A 19,241-nucleotide genomic window follows, 5' to 3' on the forward strand; every position below is an offset into this window, starting at 1 on the left:
CACCGAGTGCAATGCTGCCGTTTTTATGGTTTGCGCTATTCGTTAGATTGCGGGTCGTGCGGAAGGCTTGACCTGCCTTCGCTCGATCAGGCCGGCAACGCTGAAGATCAGGACCTCGATCTCCATGCCGATCTTGTCGCCATCGAGCAACCGGACGACATCGTCTATGCCGGATACAGCCTGGCCATCGATGGCAAGCAGGTAGTCACCCTCCTGCAGTCCGCCCTTTTCGGCCGGGCTATCCTTCTCGATACGACGCAGCCGCACAGCGGTCGAATGCGTGACGCCAGCCTCCAGCGCGATGCGCCGATGCAGCTCGACCGTGTCAGCCGCAATGCCGATATAGGCGCGCCGGACATGGCCGAAACGCAGGATCTCTGACACCACATGCTTGGCCGTGTTCGAGGCGACCGAGAATGCGATGCTCTGCGCACCCTGAATGACGGCGGTATTGACGCCGATAACCTCACCCGCCGACGAAACCAGCGGACCGCCGGAATTGCCGGGATTGAGCGCGGCATCCGTCTGGATGATATCTTCCATCAGCCGACCGCTCGCCGCGCGCATGGAGCGGCCAAGCGCCGAGACGATGCCGGCCGTGACAGTCCATTCGAAACCAAGGGGATTGCCGATAGCGATCGCGATATGACCGCGCTTGAGCGATTTGGAATCGCCAAGTCGCGCCCAATAGCCCGGCCAGTCATTGGCGCGGATGAGAGCGAGGTCGGTATCCGGATCGCGCCCCAGCACCCTGCCCTCGACAGTCGCGCCTTCCGGAGTCTTGATGCGCACGGCTTTGGCGTCGTCGACGACATGATTGTTGGTGACGACCAAGCCGTCCGGTGAAATGGCAAAGCCGGAGCCATGTCCGGCGCGGCCGCCCAAACGCTCGATCCGGCTGACGGCCGGCCCGACGAGATCGACGGCACTCGATACCGATTGCGAATAGGCATCCAGCAGCCCGGCATCGGATGACGGCTGGATGTCACGATCAATGAAGCCCATGAAAACTCCTCCGACGCGGACGCGTCGCTACGAGGACCGGCAGCAACTGTTGGGAGGCAGGAGGCTGTCAGTTCGACAGATTGAAGTGGTGACTATTCAAATGAGATGTCACCCTATCGAGTTCAAGAGCCGACCGAACGCACTCTTCCAACCGACCTCACGGCGGCCGAAATCAGCTCTTGTCGTGCTGCAACAGCCGCTCCAGTTCCCGCTCCTGCATCTCGATAGCTTGCGTGACGAAGCGCAAGATCACCTGCTTTTCCGCCTTTGAAAACTGTTTGAGCATCTGCGAGCCGGCCTGCGCGATCGGGCCATAGGCTTCGCGTCCTAGCCTGATCGCCTTCTCGGATGGTGCTACCAGCACGCGACGCCGGTCGTTGGGATCGGGAACGCGGTGAAGAAGACCGCGTGCCGAAAGGCGGTCAATCAAAGCAGTAACGGAAGGAGGCGCAAGGCCGATAGCTTTGGCGACGGCGTTTGCCGGCTGCGGCGTGCGCATGATCACGCTGAGACAGCGGCGCTCGGCGCTATTGAGCCCATGCAGCTTGCCGAAGGTTTCATCGAAGCTCTCCGTCGCCTCTTGCCAGCGCATGCAGGCAAGGCTGATGGCTTCCACGAGGTGATGCTCATCTTCATTTGACTTTTGTTCGATCATCGAATAATTCATTTATCAAACCATTAGAAGGAAGAACCAATGTGCCCCATTGACGATCCTGCTGCAACCATGAATCGAGCAACAAACCCCGAGGTCACGGTCGGCATATGCGGCGCCGGTATCGGCGGGCTTGTGCTCGCGCTCCGGCTGGCAAAGCTCGGCTTTCGTCCGGTGTTGTTCGAAGCCCGCTCAAAGGAAGCCGCCTTGTCCGAAGGGGAGTTTCTGACGCTCGCTTCCAACGGCATGAACGGGCTGCGCACGGTGGACTGCTACGAAGAAGTATTGCGCCAGGGATTGGAGACCCGCGCCATCGAACTCTGCAACGCGCGCGGTAAAAGGCTCGCACTCATCGACCAGAGCGACCATTTGGCGACATTCGGCACGCCCGCCGTCACTATTAAGCGCGGCGTTCTCACAGGCATCCTGATCGAAAAGTGCCAAGCCGAAGGCATCAGCGTGCAATTTGGCTGGCGCGCGACCAAGGTCGACAACCTCCCGCATGCCGTAACGCTCAACTTCTCCGAAGGCGCAGGCCTTGCCGTCGACCTGCTCGTCGCCGCCGACGGACTGCGATCCTTCGTCCGTACGCAAATATTTCCGGATTATCCCCTGCCGCAATTTACCGGCCTGATCGGCACAGGCGGCCTCGTCGATGCCGACATACCAGATATGGATGGCGTGATGCGCATGACCTTCGGAGAGAAGGCCTTCTTCGGCTACATCAAGACGGCATCCCACCCCGTCTACTGGTTCGAGTCCTTCCCCGCCGACACACCCGACGCTGTACGCACACTGGAACCGACGGCACTGGCCGCTCATGTTCGCCAGATGCATGTCGACGATCCCGAACCGAACAGATCGATCCTCCAGGCGGTCGGTCAGATCGAACGCAGCTATCCCATCTTCGACATGCCGCAGCTTCCGGTCTGGTCGAGCGGGCGTGTCGTCTTGCTCGGCGACGCCGCGCATGCCATTGGCCCGCATGCCGGCCAAGGCGCCTCGATGGCTATAGAAGATGCGGTGGTCTTGTCATCTTGCCTGGCGGATACGCTCGATTACGGTGCCGCCTTTGCCCGCTATGAGGCCCTGCGGCGCCCTCGCATTGCCCGCGTGGTGAAGCTCACCCGGCAAAATGCTTCCAGGAAGCGGAAAAACAGTAGGCTCAGCCTGTTTCTGCGCGATTTGCTTCTGCCCTTGCTTATTCCGTTAAGTGTCAGAGCCGGCCGCAGATTGTTTGCATATCGAGTCGATCTCGACCCGCTCAAGGCAAATCCCTCAACCGAAAGCGCTCACAAGGATGCCGCCTGACATTCGGTCGGTCTGCTGAGGCCAATCTAGGAAATCGGAATAGCCGGCGCAATTCCCTATGCCTGCCGGCACGGAGGAGCTATTCGCGCGGCCAAGCCAGCCTGCTCCAATTTGCAATATAGATTACAAATGCGATGAACATTCCCGATCCAATAAGGTCCAGCCGATGGCGGCCGAAAAGGAAGAGGCCGAGAAGCGCCAAGCCGATCGAGGAGGCGATCAGGAAGAGCGAGGGGATTATGCTTGTGATGGGCACCCCCGCCTCGCCTTCGGCTTCGACGCCATCGCCGGTCACGTGACCATTGGAGCCCGGTGATCGATTAACGAGCCTGACCGTCACCTTGCCGCGTCTGGTGGCGAGCCTACCCCGAACCTTCTTTCTTGAGGTCAGAAGCACGAGCGCCATCGATATCAGCATGCTGCCGAAGCCCCAGGAGAAAACCGTGCATGCTGCCATGGCGGTCGCGTTTGCATAAGTCCGATAAAGGTGAAGTGCCAAAGCTCCCATCGCTATGGTAATGGCAAGAAACAGGGAACCGACAATCAGGAATGTGACCCTGCCGGATAATTGCGTTTCGCCTACCACGTGACCTCCCCATCGACGTCCATCTGCTCAATGCAAATTAGGAGGATGCCGACGATCTTCAAATGCCGGCGCGATATTCAGCCCAGTTCAGCTGCACGCCGGCATGATCTTTACGAAGCAGCGAGCGGCCATAATTAGCTGACGTATCGGGTGATGGAGGTACTCATGAAGATACGAAGATCCCTTTCGGCGATGATCATCATCGGCCTTTCTGCCATTCCTGTCGAAGCTGCGGGGATCGATTGCTTAAAGCCGGGCTCGCCAAGCGATCATGTGATCTGTCAGGACAAATCGCTGCTTGCCCGCGATGCGATGGTGAGGGATCTCTATGCCGCCGCTCTGAAACGCGATGATTCGGACAAGATCCGGGAACGGCAGCGCCGCTGGATCACCAAAGTGCAATCCTGCGGCGATGCAGCATGCGCCCGGCAGGCCTATGACGACTAGATTGCGTCTCTCTTGAGGACCAAGGGCGGACAAAGCGCTTCGACGGATTTCCAGTCGAGCAGCGCCGACGGCAACGAGGGTCATCTTGTCATCTTCGGACCGGTCGGTGGTCTCCTCGCAGTTTCGCTCTCCTCGACCTTCGTCGGCCCGGGCGGAGCAGATGCCGGCGACGTCAACGCCGACGGTCTCGATAGCGTCGTACCGCTGACGAAGGGACACGCTGAACTCTCCAGAGACGCCTGCAAGATCGATCTCGATCGCCTTAACGCAAAGACCTGGCGTGTGTCGCAGGCGGGCGTGTGCGATTTCGCCGCCGGGGTAACCTTGCAGGGTACCTATCGCAAACAGTGATATGGCCTAAGCCCGGTTGACTGCCAGGCGAGGAATATCTCGCAATATGGCAACGTCACCGTGCACCAGGCCGTCATCGATAACCAGGAATTTTTGTGATCCAGCCGCCAACGGCGGCCGGGTGATTTGAGAAAGACTGAAATCCGGTGATCAACTGCCAACTGCGTCGGAGGTGCACTTCTTGACGAAACTCGTCTTGGTGGCACCGGCAAGCTTCTTCGCTGCGGCCTGAGTATCGCAGGCGCTTGCGGCATCCTTCTCGCATTTCTTGGTAAAGCTCGTCAAAGCGGCGCCTGCGAGCTTCTTGTCGGCGGCCTGGGCCTTGCATGTCGCATCCGCTGCCATCGCACCGCCGGCGATGCTGGTCGAGACAATGGCTATTGCGAGCAGTCTGATCATCGAATTCCTCCGGGCTATCCCGGCAAAAGACTGGGTTAGTGGAGTCTAACGGAATGCCTGCCGGAGTAAAGATATGCGCCAATCATCCATGCAAAAGAAAAAGCCTTCTGTATTATCCCTCAAACGGCACGGACCTGGCCGACCCCGTCTTGAATCGATCGACAAAAGAATAGAAACTGCCCACATAGGGGCAAGCAATGTCATGCGGCCACCCTCACCTCACGCATTGGCGAAGCGCGACAAGCAGCAACACGAACTGAGTGCTCCACTATCCTCTCATGAAGACTATTTCAGGCACGAATCTCGAACAGGCCAAATCTCACAACCGGCGCGTCGTGATCGAAGCCATTCGCACCAATGGCCCGATGTCGCGGGCCGCCATTGCTCGCATGACGGCGCTGACCACACAGACCGTTTCGAATATCGTGGAGGAACTCGCGCGTTCGCATCTCCTGATCGCGATGGAGGCGCAGAAGATCGCCCGCGGTCAACCGATTACGCCCTATATGATCAATCCGGCTGGCGCCTACTCCATCGGTTTGGAACTCGGGCGCCAGCGTGCGGCCGGCGTGCTCACCGATCTGTCCGGCACGGTCTGCGCCCGCGTCGAGCGCCATGTCGACAGACCGGGGCCGACCGAGGCAATGCCGGTCCTTGCAGAGATCGTCAGGGATCTGCAGGAAGCCTTCTCCTTTGACCGCGACCGGCTGCTCGGCGTCGGTATCGCCTTGCCCGGACGCTATGCCGATGGCGGCGTAACCTCGCTCAGTCCGCTCAACCTGCCGGGTTGGCAGGATTTTCCCGTTGCCAGTGAGCTGGAACGCCTGATCGGCCTGCCCGTACTTGTCGAAAACGACGCTACCGCAGCGGCGATCGGCGAGCGGCTCTATGGCGTTGCCCGCGGCCTTGGCAGCTTCGTCTATCTCTTTCTTGCCGGTGATGGCGGCATTGGCGCCGGAATGTTCCTCGACGGCCATCTCTACAAGGGTAGCCGCGCCAATGCCGGCGAAATCGGCCACATCATCGTTGAGCCGCATGGCAGGCTTTGCACTTGCGGCAAGCGCGGCTGCCTCGATCGCTATGTCTCGCCATCCGTCGCTTACGAATGTCTGGGCATCGAGAATGCACAGGAGCTGGACCCCGACGATCTGGATGCATTGATCGCGGCAAACGGCCATGGCCTGAAGGCATGGCTGGAACAGGCGGTACAGCCGCTGCGCCAGACGATCGACTTTCTCGAGCTGGCCTTCGATCCGCAGACGATCGTGCTTGGCGGCAGTGCGCCAACATCCTTGATGACGGGGCTGGCCGAAAGCGTCGAACCTCTCCACACCCCAGTCAACCCAACCGAAGAGCGCAGCATTCCGCGGTTGATGATCGGCGCCAGCGGCAAGGATACCGCCATTTTAGGTGCGGCCGCTCTGCCTATCTTTTCCGAAACGAACCCGCAGTTCGATGTCCTGCAGAAGCCGTTGACGCATCGTGCCGTTACTCAGCCTTGAAGGGCCAGCATAGCGCCAGCCTTGCATTATTGATTTAACTCAGGCGCGACCAATGCGGGTCGCGCCTGAAGGCCACGCATCAGGCTGTCACAATTGATGCAGGCCGTATAGCAGCGGCATGGTGCCGGCCAATGCCTTGAAACGTTCCCAGGATTTAGCCGACGGCTTCGTCCAACCCGTCTCGGCAAGTGCCGAGAGGCGCGGAAAGACCAGCCGGTCGAAGATGGCCCGATCGGTCATCGATTCCGACCAGATGCAGGCCTGAATGCCACGAAGCTTTTCCTTCTGGGCGTCCGTCCAACCACCGATGGGATCGAAGGTGTAGAGTTTCTCCGGATCCGAATGGCCTGCCCAGCTTGCGCCCGGCTCGTCCCAATCCGGGCGCATCGCCATGTCGAGATAATAGACCTGCCCCGGGCAAACGACGATCTCGTATCCGCGACCGGCAAGCTCCGCCGCCACCTCGACGCTACGCCAGCTGCAGAGATAGCTCTTGTCCTTGTCGATCCTGTCGCCATGGGCCGCCTCTTCCCATCCACCGGTCACGCAACCCTTTGAGGCGAGAAATGCCTGGATGCGTTCCAGGAATTCCGCCTGCAGGAAGGCCGCGCCCGAGCCATGAATATCGTCGGCTCCATGCGTATTGGTGATGACGTTCAATCGCTTGGCATGCGCTTGCGCAACGTCATCACCGGCGATCTCACGCAAGCGTGCCAGCGCCTCCGGCGAGCCGGACCAGGCGCCGAGGGGAACCTCGTCGGCACCGATATGGATCGTCTTGAACGGGAAAAGCTCGATCAGCTCAGAGAGGATCGTCTCGATCACTTCATAGGTCTTTTCACGCGCCGGGTTGATGCAATTATCCGGGAAACCCTGAACAGAATAATAGCTGCCGGCTTCGTTTGGATCGCGCAGCTCCGGAATTGCCTGAAGCATGGCATAGCAATGGCCGGGTATATCGACCTCCGGCAGAACCTCGATGCCAAGACCCTTAGCGTAGGAGACGATGTCGCGCACAACGGCCTTGGTGTAGTAACCACCGGTGCGGGCCGGGCTGGAGCCGAGAAGCGGCGGCACCGGCAGGCCATGGCCGCGCCACGCGCCGACCTCGGTCAGAGCCGGATAGGCATCGATCTCGACACGCCACGCTTCATCATCCGACAAATGCCAATGGAAGCGGTTCAGCTTATTCCAGGCAAGCACTGCCATCAGCTTCTTGATTTCAGCCGAACCGTAGAATTGCCGTGCGACATCGAGGTGCAGGCCGCGCCAGCTCATCGCGGGTTCGTCGACGATCTCGCCGGCCGCAGGGAAATGGAAAGCCTGTGGGTGCAGGCGCGCGCCGCGCCAGATCTGGCCGATGGTGACGAGACCATAGACGAAGCCGGTCTGCGCGCTCGCTTCGACGGTTATGGTTTCGGGCGAAAAGACGATTTTATAGGCCTCGGCGCCTAAACCCTCGACCTCTCGCAATTCCACGGGTACGGCACCCTCCGCTTCGGAGCGGATCAGTCCTTCGGCGGAAAAGAGGTGCTCGACGAGAGCCGTAAAGCTTTCGGCGGCAGCCTGCGCCTCCGGCGCCATGGCCTTCAAGGCAAAGCCTGCGGGAAGCGGGCGACGGGAGGAGACAGCGACGCGATTCGGCCAGGGAATGATCGCCAGCGGCACCGGCGGATTGGCCGGCACCGGGTAGACCTCCGCGCCGCGCTTCAACGGCGCATTGCTTGACGACGTACGCGTCGGCTCCGTGCCAAGTGAAACCGTAGTGCCATCGGCAAATGCGAGATAGGCGCTGTTGGCACCATCGTTCCAATGTCGGAACTGCCAGCTCAGCGCGCGAACGGTGATCGTCCACGTCCCGCCACCGGCCAGCACGAAGCCCTCGGGCGGCTGGAATTCGGTAAAATTGGACAGCCGCCTGGTAACCGTCGCACCTTCGACAATGCCGGCTGGATCGACACGACCGGGGCCGCTGACACAGAGCGTAAAGCCGGAAAGCGGCTCCGATGACAGGTTCTTCAGCCGCAGCACATAAGAAAATTCCTTTTCGTCGGTTGGCGGGTTCCAGGTGGTTTCAAGCAGCAGAGCCGGGGATCGCGGTGTGGACATGAGCATTCTTTCTTCCTGAAGGATCGTTCAAAGCTTGAGCATGCCGGCATAGATACCGGGTGCGGAATTGGGGATTTGGATCGCGCCGACCGTCTTCTCGTAGAATTCCGAAGGCCCGACATCGCCGATGACGGTGTAGGCATAACCCATGGCTTTTGCGTCATTGAGGCAGGCAAAGAGAAGCGCGCGACCGATGCCAAGACCGCGCACGCTCTCGTCGACGCCGGTCGGGCCGAAGAAGCCGCGCGCCGTCGCTTCGTGGCAGGCAAAGCCGACAAGCTCGCGATTACGGGTAGCGATGAAGCAGGTCGGCGGCTGGCGGGTCATCGCGACCGTCGTCTCGCTTGCCCAGCCCTCGCTGAAATGTTGAGCCACCCAGCCGGTGATCAGTCGCAGTTCCGGCGGCAGCGCGCGGCGGATGGTGACATCAGCCTTCGCCATGCGCTCGGGCGATTGCGTGTCGACCGGCAGGGTCGATAGATTGACTAGGTAGTCCAAGGGGAATTCCTCCTAATTCGATGCGACCAGCGCACGCATGAAATGATTGGGGCCGACCTCCTCGACCACCGTCGAGATCGGACGGCTGAGCGCGCGGATCCTCTCCGCCTGCTCCAAGAAGCGGGCACTGCCACCGGTCACGAACCTGCGGCCGCCGTCCGGCACAGCCGAAAGCAGAAGCTGCGTATAGGGATGCTTCGGATCGGCGAGCACGGCATTGGTCTCGCCCCACTCGACCATCTGGCCAGCAAACATCACGACGATCTCTTCCGCAACATGAGCCGCCGTTGCGATATCATGGGTGATGTAGAGCATGGCGAGATCGTTTTCCCGCTTTACCCGCGCCAGCAGATCGAGAATGTCCTTGCGGATCGAGACATCAAGCATCGAGGTCGGCTCATCCGCCACCAGCACGCTCGGAGAGACCGCTAGCGCACGGGCGATATTGACGCGCTGACGCTGGCCGCCGGAGAGTTCGTGCGGGAATTTCTGACGCGTCACCGAAGGATCGAGCCCGACGCTTTCGAGTAGCTTCGCTATATCCTCGTCCCGCTCGGCCTTCGGCTTGTCCTGACCGTGCAATTGCAGCGGCCTTGCGATGTGATGATTGATGGTAAAGGCCGGGTTGAGCGATGAGAACGGATCCTGGAAGACCATCTGGACGTCCTTACGGTACATCCGCTCTTCCCTGCCCGACCCTCGCGCCGTGCGATCCTGCCCACGAAACTGCAGCCTGCCGGCCGTCGGCTTGTCGAGCCGGGCGATGATGCGGGCGCAGGTGGTCTTGCCGCAGCCGGATTCGCCGACCAATGCCAGCGCCCGTCCCGCAAACAGCGAGAAAGAGACGCTCTTCAATGCGTGTACCGGGCCGAAATGGCGCTGGATATCATCGAGCCGGATGACGGGTTCTGCAGTTACGGCCTGTATCTGCGGCTTCATGCGAAAACTCCGGAGGGGTGGGCGCTGGCCGGAAGCTGCGGGATGGCATTCCAGAGCTTGCGCGTGTACTCATGGATGGGCGACTGACTGACCTGGGCGACATCGCCGACCTCAACCAATTCGCCTTTCAGCATCACGCCGATGCGATGGCAAAGCTGAGCCATCAGATGCAGGTCATGGGTAATGAAGAGCACCGAGAAACCATAGGTCTGCTGCAGGTCGAGAACCTGCTCCAGAATCTCACGCTGCACGACGACATCGAGCGCCGTCGTCGGTTCATCCATGATGATGAGTTCAGGACGCAGCGCCAGGCAGATGGCGATGACGATGCGCTGACGCATGCCGCCGGAAAACTGGTGCGGATAATCGCCGACGCGATGCGCGGGAATGCCGACCAGCTTGAACATCTCCTCGGCCCGCGCACGCGATTCCTGGCGTGAGCAGCCGGTATGGCGATGCAGGACGTCGTGGAACTGCGCCTCTACCCGCATTAGCGGATTGAGCGAATTCATGGCGCTCTGGAACACCATGCCGATGCGCTTCCAGCGGATCTTCTGCAACTCGCCTTCCGGCATCTTCAGCAGGTCCTGCCCGTCGAGCCGGATGCTTCCGCCACTGACCCAGGCCGGCGCCTTCGATAGCCGCGTGATCGCATAGGCGATCGTGCTCTTGCCGCAGCCGGATTCGCCGGCTAGGCCGAAAATCTCGCCGCGGCCGATATTGAAGGATACATCCTTCACCGCCCGGAAATCGCCCTTATCGAGCAGATAGTCGATATTGAGATGTTCGATCTCAAGCAGGTTTTCGCTCATTGCTCGGCCCTCATCATGCGGTTGCGGGCACGCGTCAGGCGGAACCAGCGGGTCAAGGCCGGGCCGGAACGCAATTGCGGATTGGCGATTTCGTCGAAGGTGAAATTGATCAGCGCGAGACCAAGCCCCGTCAGTGCGATACCGATGGCCGGCACGCCGATATCCCACCAGGCGCCGACCATGATGGCCGAGGCATTCTGGGCGTTATAAAGCATGGTACCCCACGTGACCTTTAGCGGATCGCCGAAGCCGAGATATTCGAGCGTGGTCTGGGCGACGATCGCGTAGATGATGCTGCCGACCAGGTTGATGCCGATGAGCGGCGTCAGGTTCGGCAGGATTTCGACAAAGATGATGCGCCAGGCCGGTTCGCCGATCATTTTGGCTGCAGTAACGAAATCACGGTTGCGCAGCGCCATCGTTTGCGAACGCGTCATGCGTGCGCCCCATGGCCAGGATGTCAGCGCAATGATGGTCATGATTGTCATCGGCCCGACCGTGCCCGCGAAGGAGGCAAGCAGGATCAGGAGCGGCATGTTCGGGATGACTAGCACGGCATTGGTAGCAAGGTCGAGCGCCGCGTCCGTCTTGCCGCCGGTATAGCCGGCGATGAGGCCGATGGCGGTGCCGAGCACGGTAATCGCGATACCCGTGGCAAAGCCGACGGAAAGCGAGCTTCTGGCGCCCCAGACAAATTGTTTGTAGACGTCGCGGCCCATCTTTGTCGTGCCGAAGACATGTTCGACAGATGGCGGCTGATGCGACCGACCGACGCGAGCGCCGGGTTCGCCTGGAGCAATGACCGGCGCTAAGATTGCCATCAGGCATAGCGCCGCGACGATGATGAAGCCGACAAGCGCCTTCTTCTGGCTGAAGATGGATCGGAACGAGAAGCTCATCGGCCTGCCTCCCTTAATCGCGGATCGACGAGACCGTAGATGATGTCGACGAGGAAATTGGCGCCGAGGGTTGCGAGTGTCATCAGCAGCAATTGCCCCTGGATCACAGGATAGTCGCGCGCCACGCTGGCGGTAAACAGCGTCAGGCCGAGGCCTGGATAGTTGAAGACGATCTCGGTGACGATCGAGCCGCCGAAAACGGCGCCGAGCATCAGCGCGAGGTTGGTGAGCACAGGCAGAAGCGCATTGCGCGCGCCATAGCCGAACATGACGGCGAGATTGCTCAGCCCCTTGGCCCGCCCCATCGTCACGTAATCCTCGCCGAGCACGACGATCATGGATGAGCGCATCGTCGTCTGAAACTCGCCGATCAGGAAAGGCGATAGCGTCAGAACCGGCAGGATCGCGTGCATGAACACGCTGCCCACGAAGGTGAAATTAAAGCCCGGATCGAGATTGGGATCGTAGGCATATCCCACCGGGAACCAGCGCAGTGACACCGCGAAGATGAACAGGGTCGTGAGCGCGACAATGACGGGCGGTATCGAGAACAGGATGACTGCGAAAGGCGATACGATCGTATCGAACCGCCCGCCGCGTCTCCAGGCCGCGATGGCGCCGAGCACGACGCCGACGCACAGCGAAAATATGATCGCCGTAACCACCAGGAAGATGGTCCACAGCGTCGCCCGGCTCAGCACCTGGACCACCGTCTGAGGGTAATATTTGACCGAAACGCCAAGATCGAAGGTGGCAAGGCCTTTGAGATAGTCGAGGAACTGCATCATGATCGGCTGATCGATCTCGCCGAAACGCGCCTTGATCGCCTCCACCGCCGCGGGTGTAGCCCGCGGCCCGAGTTGCGCGACCATGGCATCGACGGGGCTCCCCGGCATAAGCCGGGGAAGAATGAAATTCACGACGATCGCGAAGGCCAAGGCCACCGCATAGACGCCGAGGCGCCGGCTTGAAACACGCATCTCTGCTTCCTTCGCTGTGGTCTTATTGGACCGGCTTCAGACGCAGCAGATGCATGAGACGCATGCGGTTGTTGTCGTGGTTTTCCGGGTTCATCACCGGATCCTTGTCCGTGACCCAACCGGTGAAACGCTTGCTGGAATATTGGTACCAGGTCGGACCGTTGAAGACGGGAACGACCGGGAAGTCATCGGCGATTAGAACCTGAATGTCGTTGAAGATCTTCTTGTGATCCTCATCAGAAGAAGACTTCAGATATTGATCGAAGAGCGCATCAAGCTTCGGGTTGGAATAGCGCGCCGCGGCGACGGTAAGCTTACCGGCATAGGCCGTCGACAGGCTCTGATAATAGCCCTGGAACGGCGTTGCACTGTCGGCACGCGAGTTCATGACGACATCGAAGCTGCCGTCGAGAAGCTGCTTGCGCCACTGCTCGTATTCGGGCGTGGCAACCGAGGCGTTGATGCCTGCGGCGCGCAGCCCTTCGACGGCGATCTGCACTGCGTCGATCCAGTCAGTCCAGCCGTTCGGTACGATGACCGCGAAGGTGATCGGCTTGCCGCTCGGCGTGGTGCGGAAACCATCGGCACCCTTCTTGTAGCCGGCATCGTCGAGGATCTTGTTTGCCTTTTCGGTGTCGAAGCCCATGAAGGCGTCCTTATCGCCCTCGGCAGCCTTATTGCGCCAGCTCTCGAAGCGCGGCGGCAGGCCGCTGGCATGCAGGTTGACGACCGGATAACCGAAGCCGGCAATATCGACCATCGACTTGCGGTCCATCGCCAGGCTGAAGGCATGACGGAAGTTGAGGTCCTTGAAAGCTTCGAGATTGCCGGCATTCGTGGATTTGAAGTTCATCTCGAAGGCAACGGTTTCAGCCGGCGGCTGCCAGTAACCATTATGCTGCGGGTCGAGCGCGACGAAGGTCTTGTCGATCTGCGGCAGGAACGAGCCGATCCAGTCCACGGTGCCTTCCGGCAGCAGCGCCAGCATCTGGTCATTACCCGAAATCTGCGGCAGACGCAGGCAGTCGACATGCAGCGACGCGGCATCCCAGTAGTTCGGATTGCGGCACTGCTCGTAGACTTGCGGCGTAAAGCGGCGGACCTCGGTCATCGGGCCGGAACCGACGGGCTTCTCGTTCTTAAAAGCGACCGGATCGGCAACGTCTTTCCAGATATGCTCGGGTACGACGGCGAGATCGGCGAGCGATTCAGGGAATTCGGAATTCACAGCCTTGAGCTTGATCGTCACCTGCGTTGGCGACGGCGCTTCGACGGAGGCGACCGTCTGACCGACACCGACGGTATCGACGGCCGGGTTCTTCAGCATCAGGTCGATCGTGTACTTGACGTCTGCGGAGGTCAGCGGCTGACCATCCGACCACTTCACGCCGGGGCGCAGATCGTAGGTGATCGACTTGAGATCGTCGGAGAACTTGTAGCTTGTCGCCAGGCGCCAGACGGGCTTGCCGCCATCATTGGCGTTGAAGATGACCAACGGCTCGTAGATGAAATCCATCGTGCTCTGGCGACGACCGGCCAGATCGAACGGATTGAAGTTGCTGACCCAGCTGGTCTGCTCCTCGATATGCATCGTCAGTACGGATTCAGCCGCGGAGGCGATACCCGCACTAAGTGCCAGCGAAGCGCTGAGCGCCGCCGCTGCCAGTGATGTCCGCTGAAATAGATTGCGCAATGACTTTTTCCTCATTCTCATTTCCAGCCCCTCTTGCTGTTTTAGAGTAGTCAATCAAATTGATTTAATCGTGAGTTTTGAAACTCGTCAATCGCTGATTGGAAATCAACAGGCATTGATTTTGAGGTCTGAAGGGCTGCCGCGGATGTCGGCACCCACACCGCCGCTACCGGAAATTGCGAGGAGATATCGGAAGCTACGGCGCAGTGGCACGTTTGCAGTTGCGATCATACGGAGCCGCAAGCGCGAAAAAGCGTGCGCTTATCCACAATACCGAAACAGGCACCCTGCCGGCTTGTGCATTTAAGAGCAAATATTCGGGAGATTGATCATCTGGACGCGCCATTGCACATGGACGCGGGATTGATTGCGATGCAGTTCTGGCCGCACCGCAATCGAAGCGAAATCAGCGTTTGCTCAGTCGAGCGGCTTGTAGGCGACCACATCCATTTCGACTTTGACATCCACCATCATGGGCGACTGAACGGTCGAGCGGGCTGGCGGATGATCGATAAAATGCTTTTCGAAGACGGCGTTGAAGCTCGAGAAATCGCGAGCGTCATCCAGCCACACATTCACTTTCACCACATGCTCGAGCGTGCAATCGGCAAGGGCAAGGACATCCTTGATATTGGCGATGACCTGCTCGGCCTGAGTGACGATATTGCCCGCAACGATTTCACCGTTGATGGTCGGAACCTGGCCCGAGACGTAGACGAAATCGCCTGCCCTGACGGCCTTGGCGAAGGGGCGGCGCTGGCCGCCAGCCTGATTGTCGGCGACGTCGAAACGGATCAGCTTGTTCTTGCTCATGATATCCTCAGTCTTTCCCTGTTGCTGAAAGCCGCGGTCGCCATCGTTTCATCGGAACAGGCGCACGCGTTCGACTCTCCTGGTAGCTTCCTTATCTGTCGCAGCGGCGCCACGCCAGATCGTTTTGTCCGTTTGCGAGATGGGTGTGGAGCAATGCATCTGCGACTTCGATCGAAACCTTAACTTCAAATGCAAGAAAAACTCTTTTATTTTCCGCAGATTACGGACGCTTCCTCCACGAAATCTCATCTCGTCCTTTTGTCGCGCCTGGCATGATTGCCTTTCTGCCCCGGAGCCTGATAAGACAAAGACATATTTCGTCGTATGATTGGTTGACGTTCAGGAGGAGTCGTCATGACAGAACTCGCGCAATCGCTTGCGTCCATCCGCATTCCCGATCTTGCCGGCAAAAGAGTGCTGATAACGGGCGCCTCGACCGGTATTGGCGCTGCCGTCGCGCGCGCCCTTGCCGCCCAGGGCATGAAGATCGGCCTCCACTTCAATGCAAGCCGCGAACCGGCGGAAAAACTGGCCGATGAAATCAAGGCTGGCGGCGGAACTGTGCATCTCATCCAGGGCGATGTCTCCCGAGATGGCGAGACCGAACGTGTGGTCAAGGACGCAGCCGAAGCTTTCGGAGGCCTCGATGGCCTGATCAATAATGCCGGCGGCATGCTCGGGCGTCTTCCGACCGCCGAAATGACGGATGAGCATTATGAGCGGGTGATGAACCTCAATGCACGCTCCGTGCTTGCGGCGACCCGCGCCGCTCATCCTCACCTGAAAAAACAGGGCGGTTTCGTCATCAACACGACCTCCATTGCCGCACGCAATGGCGGCGGCAACGGCGCGATCCTCTATGCGGCCTCCAAAGGGTTCGTCTCGACCATTACCCATGGCCATGCCAAGGAATTCGTCAACGACAAGATCCGCGTCAACGCCGTCGCACCCGGCGTCATCGCAACGCCTTTCCACGAGCGCTATACCAATGACGAGCAGATGGAGCTGCAGCGCAAGACGATCCCCATGGGATTCGTGGGCACGCCGGAAGATTGCGTTGGCGCCTACCTCTTTCTCGCCTCTCCCACTCTTTCTGGCTACATTACCGGCCAGATCATCGAGGTCAATGGCGGCCAGCTCATGCCGTGAGAAGTGGCCCGCGGTCGCTTTGTGTGGCGGGCAATGCTAGTCTTGTCCGGCACGGCGCCTTCGCGTCGAGGAAGATGGAGCGCATGCAGATGGCAAAGACGCCCATTCATGACGGCATTGAAACGTTGGTGGAATTGACCCATCCGGAACGGATCTATTGGCCCGGCGACGAGGTCAGCAAGCAAGACCTTCTTGATTACTACGCATTGGCCTGGCGTAGAATGGCGCCTTTCGTCGTCAACCGTCCCCTCGCCCTCCTGCGGTGTCCGGATGGCATCGATGGACCACGCTTCTTCCAGAAACATGCCTGGAAGGGCATCAATCCGCATATCCAGGAAATTGCCGATCCAGAAGATAAGGACGCTGCGAAGCTTCTGAAGATTGGGGATTTCGATGGCCTGGCAGCTCTTGTCCAATCCGCGGCGCTGGAAATTCACCCTTGGGGCACGACGACGGATCATTGGGAAAAGCCCGACATGATCATCATGGATCTCGACCCCGGGGAGGATGTCGCATGGAGTGAGGTCGTGACTGCAGCGAAGGAGATCAGGGAGCAGTTCGCCACCCTGGGACTAACATCCTTCGTCAAAACGTCAGGCGGCAAGGGATTGCATGTGGTTGCATCCGTCAAGCCGCAGGCGACCTGGCCGCACGTCAAGGATGCCGCCGAGGCAATCGCCCACGCCATGAGTGCCGATAGCCCGGAGACGTATTTGTCGGTCGCCAGCAAGGCGAAGCGGGCGGGCCATATCTTCATCGATTATCTGCGCAACGGCCGCGGCAACACAGCCGTGGCACCCTATTCGACACGCGCCAGAAAGGGCGCTGCCGTTTCGATGCCGGTCAGCTGGGAAGAATTGGACGGCAAGATCGGGCCTGCTTCCTTTACCGTCAAGAATGCGGCATCGCGCCTCGACCAATCGAGCACGGATCCCTGGGCCGATTTCTTCAAGGCGGCATCGCCTCTCGAGGTCTGACGTTACACCAGAAACGGGACCAGCGCGGGCGTGCTGGCCTTATAATCGGCATAGGCCGAGCCGAACGTCTCGTTCATCCAGCTCTCCTCGATTTGCACGCGACGCAATACGGCATAGAGCACCGCGATGATCGCAAGGACGGCCGCGATGTCACCGCGCGCAATTGCCGAGCCGATAATGGCCAGCATCAGACCGGAATAGATCGGGTGCCGCACAAGCGCATAAGGACCGGAGCGGATGAGCGCGTGATCCTCCTTGAGAGTGATTACCCCGCTCCAGTTGCGCCCAATATGATAGCGAGCCCAGACAGCGAAAACGAGACCGATGAAGGTCAGAACCGCGCCAATCGCATAGGATGTGAGATCCTGTGGGATGAGGCGTAACCGCAAGGGACCCAGCCAGGATGGATTGACGACAAGAAGGAAAGCGCCGATCCAGATCGGCACGGTATTGCCAAGCCGCGACAACGGATCCTCCTGCCGCACGCTCCTCTTGACGCTGAATGAAGCGAAAAGCCAGATCAGTAGCCAGGCGATCCAGCATGCGGGAATGAATTGATAGATGAGCATCGCTCACGCCATATCTCTGTCAAGTTCCGGATAGTGTCGGAAAATGCCGCTCTCATTGAAGGGAATGCGGCGATCGGACTGAAGATAGCGAGCAATGTTGGGCCGTTTCATGACAGCTCTGTGCAGCGCGGTCAGATGCGGATATCGGCGATCCAGATGTGCCGTCGCGCGGGGGAAGGCATAGCGCAGACCCTCATAGACCTGAAACAGCGAAAGATCGACATAGGTCAATTCTCCGCCGAAGATATGGCTCGATCCTTCGGGGTTTTGCTGAAGCACTTTCTCGAAATAACCGAGGAACTTGGGAATGCGGTTTTCGATGAATTCTGCAGCCCGCGCCTTGGCCTCTTGCTTCTGATCCTCGTAATATTTCGACGTCGCGATCGGGTGGTGCGTGTCGTGTACCTCGGCGACGAGATCGGTGATCGTCAACTGCAGCCCGTTCAACACATGGCGCCTTCCCTCGTCCCTCGGCGCCAGACCCAGCTTCGGCCCGAGATACATCAGGATATTCGCCACATGCGGAATAATGAGATCACCGTCCTTCAGAAACGGTGGGGCAAATGGGAGACCGAGTTCAGATTTACCCTCCATGATGGCGAACATGGCGGGCATACCCTGCCCCCTGCCTGCAGGAGCACGACAAACATCGACATAGTCTGCACCGGCTTCCTCCAGCGCCAGCCGAACGAATTCGCCGCGCCCCTGAATGCCATCCCAATAGTAGAGTTCATAGGCCATTCGGTTTCATCTCCCCGATATTGAGAGCAATCCGCTGCAATGATCGCCGCAAGACTGCAATTTAGCGTCGACATCGCGAAAGGTAAGAGGCAATCGACGATTACAGGCGCAGGCATATGCACCGGAAACCTTATGAACTTCATAGCGACGGCCGAATGGATCTCGACGATCGCATCCAGTTCTCACCGATGGCCTAGGAATGTGTGTTGTGCTCGTGGCGTTTACGCGTCGCAGCCGCCTTTTTTGCAGAGGCGGAGCGCTCCGCAGCGGGTCGGCTTGCAGCGGCGCGTCCGCCGATCCTCCCGCCCTTTTCGGACGATTCGTGGTTTTCGGAATGGCCGCGACCGGAGCCTGACTTCTTACCGCCGCCGCTTTCCTTGTTTACGGTCGCCCAGGCACGCCGCTCCGCCTCTGCGTGCGAAACGCCGCGGTCTTCGTAGCCTTCCTCGATATGTTCGGCCTTGCGCTTCTGCTTGTCGGTATAGGCGGATTTATCTCCTCGGGGCATGATCTTTCTCCTTGCTGGGAAGGAAGAGCAACCCGTCGTCAGGGAAAAGGTTCCGAGATTTGGCCTGAAGAATTGCGATTGCCGGATAGCAGATTGCTCGGGAGTATCCAGAAGCGCCGACCATGCCGCACAGCGACACGCTGCTTGGCAGAGGCAGGGAAAAAGACGCCGACCGAGCGATCGATGATCAGAATGAGGACCAAGGCCGTCAGAAGATACAGCGCAGCGAGCACGAGGAGTGATGTCATCCCACCAGCTCCAATCTAGCGGCAAGCCACAAAGGCCACTGCGCTGCGACAAT

At 59.5% G+C, this 19,241-nt stretch carries 22 protein-coding genes; 6 read left to right on the plus strand and 16 right to left on the minus strand.

The features are described from left to right. Positions 1–42: 42 nt before the first annotated feature. Positions 43–1,005: a S1C family serine protease gene (locus tag JJQ51_RS12820; protein ID WP_113350967.1), complete on the minus strand. Its 963-nt coding sequence runs from the start codon at positions 1,003–1,005 to the stop codon at positions 43–45. A gap of 172 nt (positions 1,006–1,177) precedes the next feature. Further along, the gene (locus tag JJQ51_RS12825; protein ID WP_233789797.1) at positions 1,178–1,660 is read right to left on the minus strand and encodes a MarR family winged helix-turn-helix transcriptional regulator; all 483 of its coding nucleotides are present in this window, start codon (positions 1,658–1,660) and stop codon (positions 1,178–1,180) included. Between the two features lie 39 nt (positions 1,661–1,699). Here JJQ51_RS12825 and JJQ51_RS12830 point away from each other — a divergent pair, with 39 nt between their 5' ends. Next, positions 1,700–2,968 carry an FAD-dependent monooxygenase gene (locus tag JJQ51_RS12830; RefSeq protein ID WP_113350965.1) on the plus strand — a complete coding sequence of 423 codons (1,269 nt, stop codon included), beginning with the start codon at positions 1,700–1,702 and terminating at the stop codon, positions 2,966–2,968. 79 nt (positions 2,969–3,047) lie between these two features. On the opposite strand, the gene JJQ51_RS12835 is transcribed toward JJQ51_RS12830, so the two are convergent. Next, the gene (locus JJQ51_RS12835; protein WP_113350964.1) at positions 3,048–3,554 is read right to left on the minus strand and encodes a hypothetical protein; all 507 of its coding nucleotides are present in this window, start codon (positions 3,552–3,554) and stop codon (positions 3,048–3,050) included. A 165-nt stretch (positions 3,555–3,719) separates the two neighbouring features. Between JJQ51_RS12835 and JJQ51_RS12840 the strand changes: the two genes are divergently transcribed. Both JJQ51_RS12840 and JJQ51_RS12845 read left to right on the plus strand, forming a co-directional pair. Continuing rightward, the gene (locus JJQ51_RS12840) at positions 3,720–4,001 is read left to right on the plus strand and encodes a hypothetical protein (protein ID WP_269244785.1); all 282 of its coding nucleotides are present in this window, start codon (positions 3,720–3,722) and stop codon (positions 3,999–4,001) included. 12 nt (positions 4,002–4,013) lie between these two features. Then, positions 4,014–4,352, plus strand: a complete 339-nt coding sequence (locus tag JJQ51_RS12845; protein WP_269244786.1) for a hypothetical protein — start codon at positions 4,014–4,016, stop codon at positions 4,350–4,352. Between the two features lie 150 nt (positions 4,353–4,502). Here the strand turns inward: JJQ51_RS12845 and JJQ51_RS12850 are convergent, their stop codons facing one another. After that, on the minus strand, positions 4,503–4,751 hold the full coding sequence (locus JJQ51_RS12850) for a hypothetical protein (protein ID WP_113350962.1): 249 nt from the start codon (positions 4,749–4,751) through the stop codon (positions 4,503–4,505). A gap of 278 nt (positions 4,752–5,029) precedes the next feature. Here JJQ51_RS12850 and JJQ51_RS12855 point away from each other — a divergent pair, with 278 nt between their 5' ends. Continuing rightward, positions 5,030–6,253 (plus strand): ROK family transcriptional regulator, encoded by a 1,224-nt coding sequence (locus JJQ51_RS12855; RefSeq protein ID WP_113350961.1) that lies wholly within the window; start codon positions 5,030–5,032, stop codon positions 6,251–6,253. Between the two features lie 87 nt (positions 6,254–6,340). Here the strand turns inward: JJQ51_RS12855 and JJQ51_RS12860 are convergent, their stop codons facing one another. From JJQ51_RS12860 to JJQ51_RS12895, 8 genes are all read right to left on the minus strand, one after another. Further along, positions 6,341–8,368, minus strand: a complete 2,028-nt coding sequence (locus tag JJQ51_RS12860; RefSeq protein WP_269244787.1) for a beta-N-acetylhexosaminidase — start codon at positions 8,366–8,368, stop codon at positions 6,341–6,343. Between the two features lie 21 nt (positions 8,369–8,389). Then, a complete protein-coding gene (locus JJQ51_RS12865; RefSeq protein WP_145319835.1) occupies positions 8,390–8,860 on the minus strand; it encodes a GNAT family N-acetyltransferase in 471 nt (156 codons plus the stop codon). A 12-nt stretch (positions 8,861–8,872) separates the two neighbouring features. Further along, complete coding sequence (locus tag JJQ51_RS12870) at positions 8,873–9,799, minus strand: ABC transporter ATP-binding protein (protein WP_145635561.1); 927 nt, start codon at positions 9,797–9,799, stop codon at positions 8,873–8,875. Beyond that, positions 9,796–10,611 carry an ABC transporter ATP-binding protein gene (locus tag JJQ51_RS12875; RefSeq protein ID WP_145635558.1) on the minus strand — a complete coding sequence of 272 codons (816 nt, stop codon included), beginning with the start codon at positions 10,609–10,611 and terminating at the stop codon, positions 9,796–9,798. Before JJQ51_RS12875 ends, JJQ51_RS12870 begins: the two co-directional genes overlap by 4 nt. Continuing rightward, positions 10,608–11,510 carry an ABC transporter permease gene (locus tag JJQ51_RS12880; protein WP_145635556.1) on the minus strand — a complete coding sequence of 301 codons (903 nt, stop codon included), beginning with the start codon at positions 11,508–11,510 and terminating at the stop codon, positions 10,608–10,610. The genes JJQ51_RS12875 and JJQ51_RS12880 overlap by 4 nt, the downstream gene beginning before the upstream one ends. Then, entirely contained in the window at positions 11,507–12,490 is a 984-nt protein-coding gene (locus JJQ51_RS12885; protein WP_145319827.1) for an ABC transporter permease, read from the minus strand. The genes JJQ51_RS12880 and JJQ51_RS12885 overlap by 4 nt, the downstream gene beginning before the upstream one ends. 22 nt (positions 12,491–12,512) lie before the next feature. After that, positions 12,513–14,204, minus strand: coding sequence for an ABC transporter substrate-binding protein (locus tag JJQ51_RS12890; protein ID WP_145635554.1), 1,692 nt, complete (start codon positions 14,202–14,204; stop codon positions 12,513–12,515). A gap of 396 nt (positions 14,205–14,600) precedes the next feature. After that, positions 14,601–14,996, minus strand: coding sequence for a RidA family protein (locus JJQ51_RS12895; RefSeq protein ID WP_145635551.1), 396 nt, complete (start codon positions 14,994–14,996; stop codon positions 14,601–14,603). Between the two features lie 354 nt (positions 14,997–15,350). Here JJQ51_RS12895 and JJQ51_RS12900 point away from each other — a divergent pair, with 354 nt between their 5' ends. Both JJQ51_RS12900 and ligD read left to right on the plus strand, forming a co-directional pair. Continuing rightward, entirely contained in the window at positions 15,351–16,145 is a 795-nt protein-coding gene (locus JJQ51_RS12900) for an SDR family NAD(P)-dependent oxidoreductase (protein WP_145635549.1), read from the plus strand. A gap of 83 nt (positions 16,146–16,228) precedes the next feature. Continuing rightward, the gene (ligD, locus tag JJQ51_RS12905; protein ID WP_371864880.1) at positions 16,229–17,122 is read left to right on the plus strand and encodes a non-homologous end-joining DNA ligase; all 894 of its coding nucleotides are present in this window, start codon (positions 16,229–16,231) and stop codon (positions 17,120–17,122) included. Between the two features lie 2 nt (positions 17,123–17,124). On the opposite strand, the gene JJQ51_RS12910 is transcribed toward ligD, so the two are convergent. From JJQ51_RS12910 to JJQ51_RS12925, 4 genes are all read right to left on the minus strand, one after another. Beyond that, a complete protein-coding gene (locus JJQ51_RS12910; RefSeq protein WP_145635545.1) occupies positions 17,125–17,691 on the minus strand; it encodes a methyltransferase family protein in 567 nt (188 codons plus the stop codon). A 3-nt stretch (positions 17,692–17,694) separates the two neighbouring features. Next, positions 17,695–18,432 carry a glutathione S-transferase gene (locus tag JJQ51_RS12915; protein ID WP_145635543.1) on the minus strand — a complete coding sequence of 246 codons (738 nt, stop codon included), beginning with the start codon at positions 18,430–18,432 and terminating at the stop codon, positions 17,695–17,697. Positions 18,433–18,625: 193 nt separating this feature from the next. Next, complete coding sequence (locus tag JJQ51_RS12920) at positions 18,626–18,940, minus strand: plasmid stabilization protein (RefSeq protein ID WP_113350951.1); 315 nt, start codon at positions 18,938–18,940, stop codon at positions 18,626–18,628. Positions 18,941–18,978: 38 nt separating this feature from the next. Beyond that, positions 18,979–19,188 (minus strand): hypothetical protein, encoded by a 210-nt coding sequence (locus JJQ51_RS12925; protein WP_113329232.1) that lies wholly within the window; start codon positions 19,186–19,188, stop codon positions 18,979–18,981. Between the last annotated feature and the right edge of the window lie 53 nt (positions 19,189–19,241).

The organism is Rhizobium sp. AG207R (assembly GCF_027109195.1).
Lineage (GTDB): Bacteria > Pseudomonadota > Alphaproteobacteria > Rhizobiales > Rhizobiaceae > Rhizobium > Rhizobium dioscoreae.

Coding starts and splice junctions, on each gene's coding strand:
- JJQ51_RS12820 (WP_113350967.1), bottom strand. CDS start 1,005: ATGGGCTTCATTGATCGTGACATCCAGCCGTCATCCGATGCCGGGCTG.
- JJQ51_RS12825 (WP_233789797.1), bottom strand. CDS start 1,660: ATGATCGAACAAAAGTCAAATGAAGATGAGCATCACCTCGTGGAAGCC.
- JJQ51_RS12830 (WP_113350965.1), top strand. CDS start 1,700: ATGTGCCCCATTGACGATCCTGCTGCAACCATGAATCGAGCAACAAAC.
- JJQ51_RS12840 (WP_269244785.1), top strand. CDS start 3,720: ATGAAGATACGAAGATCCCTTTCGGCGATGATCATCATCGGCCTTTCT.
- JJQ51_RS12850 (WP_113350962.1), bottom strand. CDS start 4,751: ATGATCAGACTGCTCGCAATAGCCATTGTCTCGACCAGCATCGCCGGC.
- JJQ51_RS12855 (WP_113350961.1), top strand. CDS start 5,030: ATGAAGACTATTTCAGGCACGAATCTCGAACAGGCCAAATCTCACAAC.
- JJQ51_RS12860 (WP_269244787.1), bottom strand. CDS start 8,368: ATGCTCATGTCCACACCGCGATCCCCGGCTCTGCTGCTTGAAACCACC.
- JJQ51_RS12870 (WP_145635561.1), bottom strand. CDS start 9,799: ATGAAGCCGCAGATACAGGCCGTAACTGCAGAACCCGTCATCCGGCTC.
- JJQ51_RS12875 (WP_145635558.1), bottom strand. CDS start 10,611: ATGAGCGAAAACCTGCTTGAGATCGAACATCTCAATATCGACTATCTG.
- JJQ51_RS12880 (WP_145635556.1), bottom strand. CDS start 11,510: ATGAGCTTCTCGTTCCGATCCATCTTCAGCCAGAAGAAGGCGCTTGTC.
- JJQ51_RS12885 (WP_145319827.1), bottom strand. CDS start 12,490: ATGCGTGTTTCAAGCCGGCGCCTCGGCGTCTATGCGGTGGCCTTGGCC.
- JJQ51_RS12890 (WP_145635554.1), bottom strand. CDS start 14,204: ATGAGAATGAGGAAAAAGTCATTGCGCAATCTATTTCAGCGGACATCA.
- JJQ51_RS12895 (WP_145635551.1), bottom strand. CDS start 14,996: ATGAGCAAGAACAAGCTGATCCGTTTCGACGTCGCCGACAATCAGGCT.
- JJQ51_RS12900 (WP_145635549.1), top strand. CDS start 15,351: ATGACAGAACTCGCGCAATCGCTTGCGTCCATCCGCATTCCCGATCTT.
- ligD (WP_371864880.1), top strand. CDS start 16,229: ATGCAGATGGCAAAGACGCCCATTCATGACGGCATTGAAACGTTGGTG.
- JJQ51_RS12910 (WP_145635545.1), bottom strand. CDS start 17,691: ATGCTCATCTATCAATTCATTCCCGCATGCTGGATCGCCTGGCTACTG.
- JJQ51_RS12915 (WP_145635543.1), bottom strand. CDS start 18,432: ATGGCCTATGAACTCTACTATTGGGATGGCATTCAGGGGCGCGGCGAA.
- JJQ51_RS12920 (WP_113350951.1), bottom strand. CDS start 18,940: ATGCCCCGAGGAGATAAATCCGCCTATACCGACAAGCAGAAGCGCAAG.
- JJQ51_RS12925 (WP_113329232.1), bottom strand. CDS start 19,188: ATGACATCACTCCTCGTGCTCGCTGCGCTGTATCTTCTGACGGCCTTG.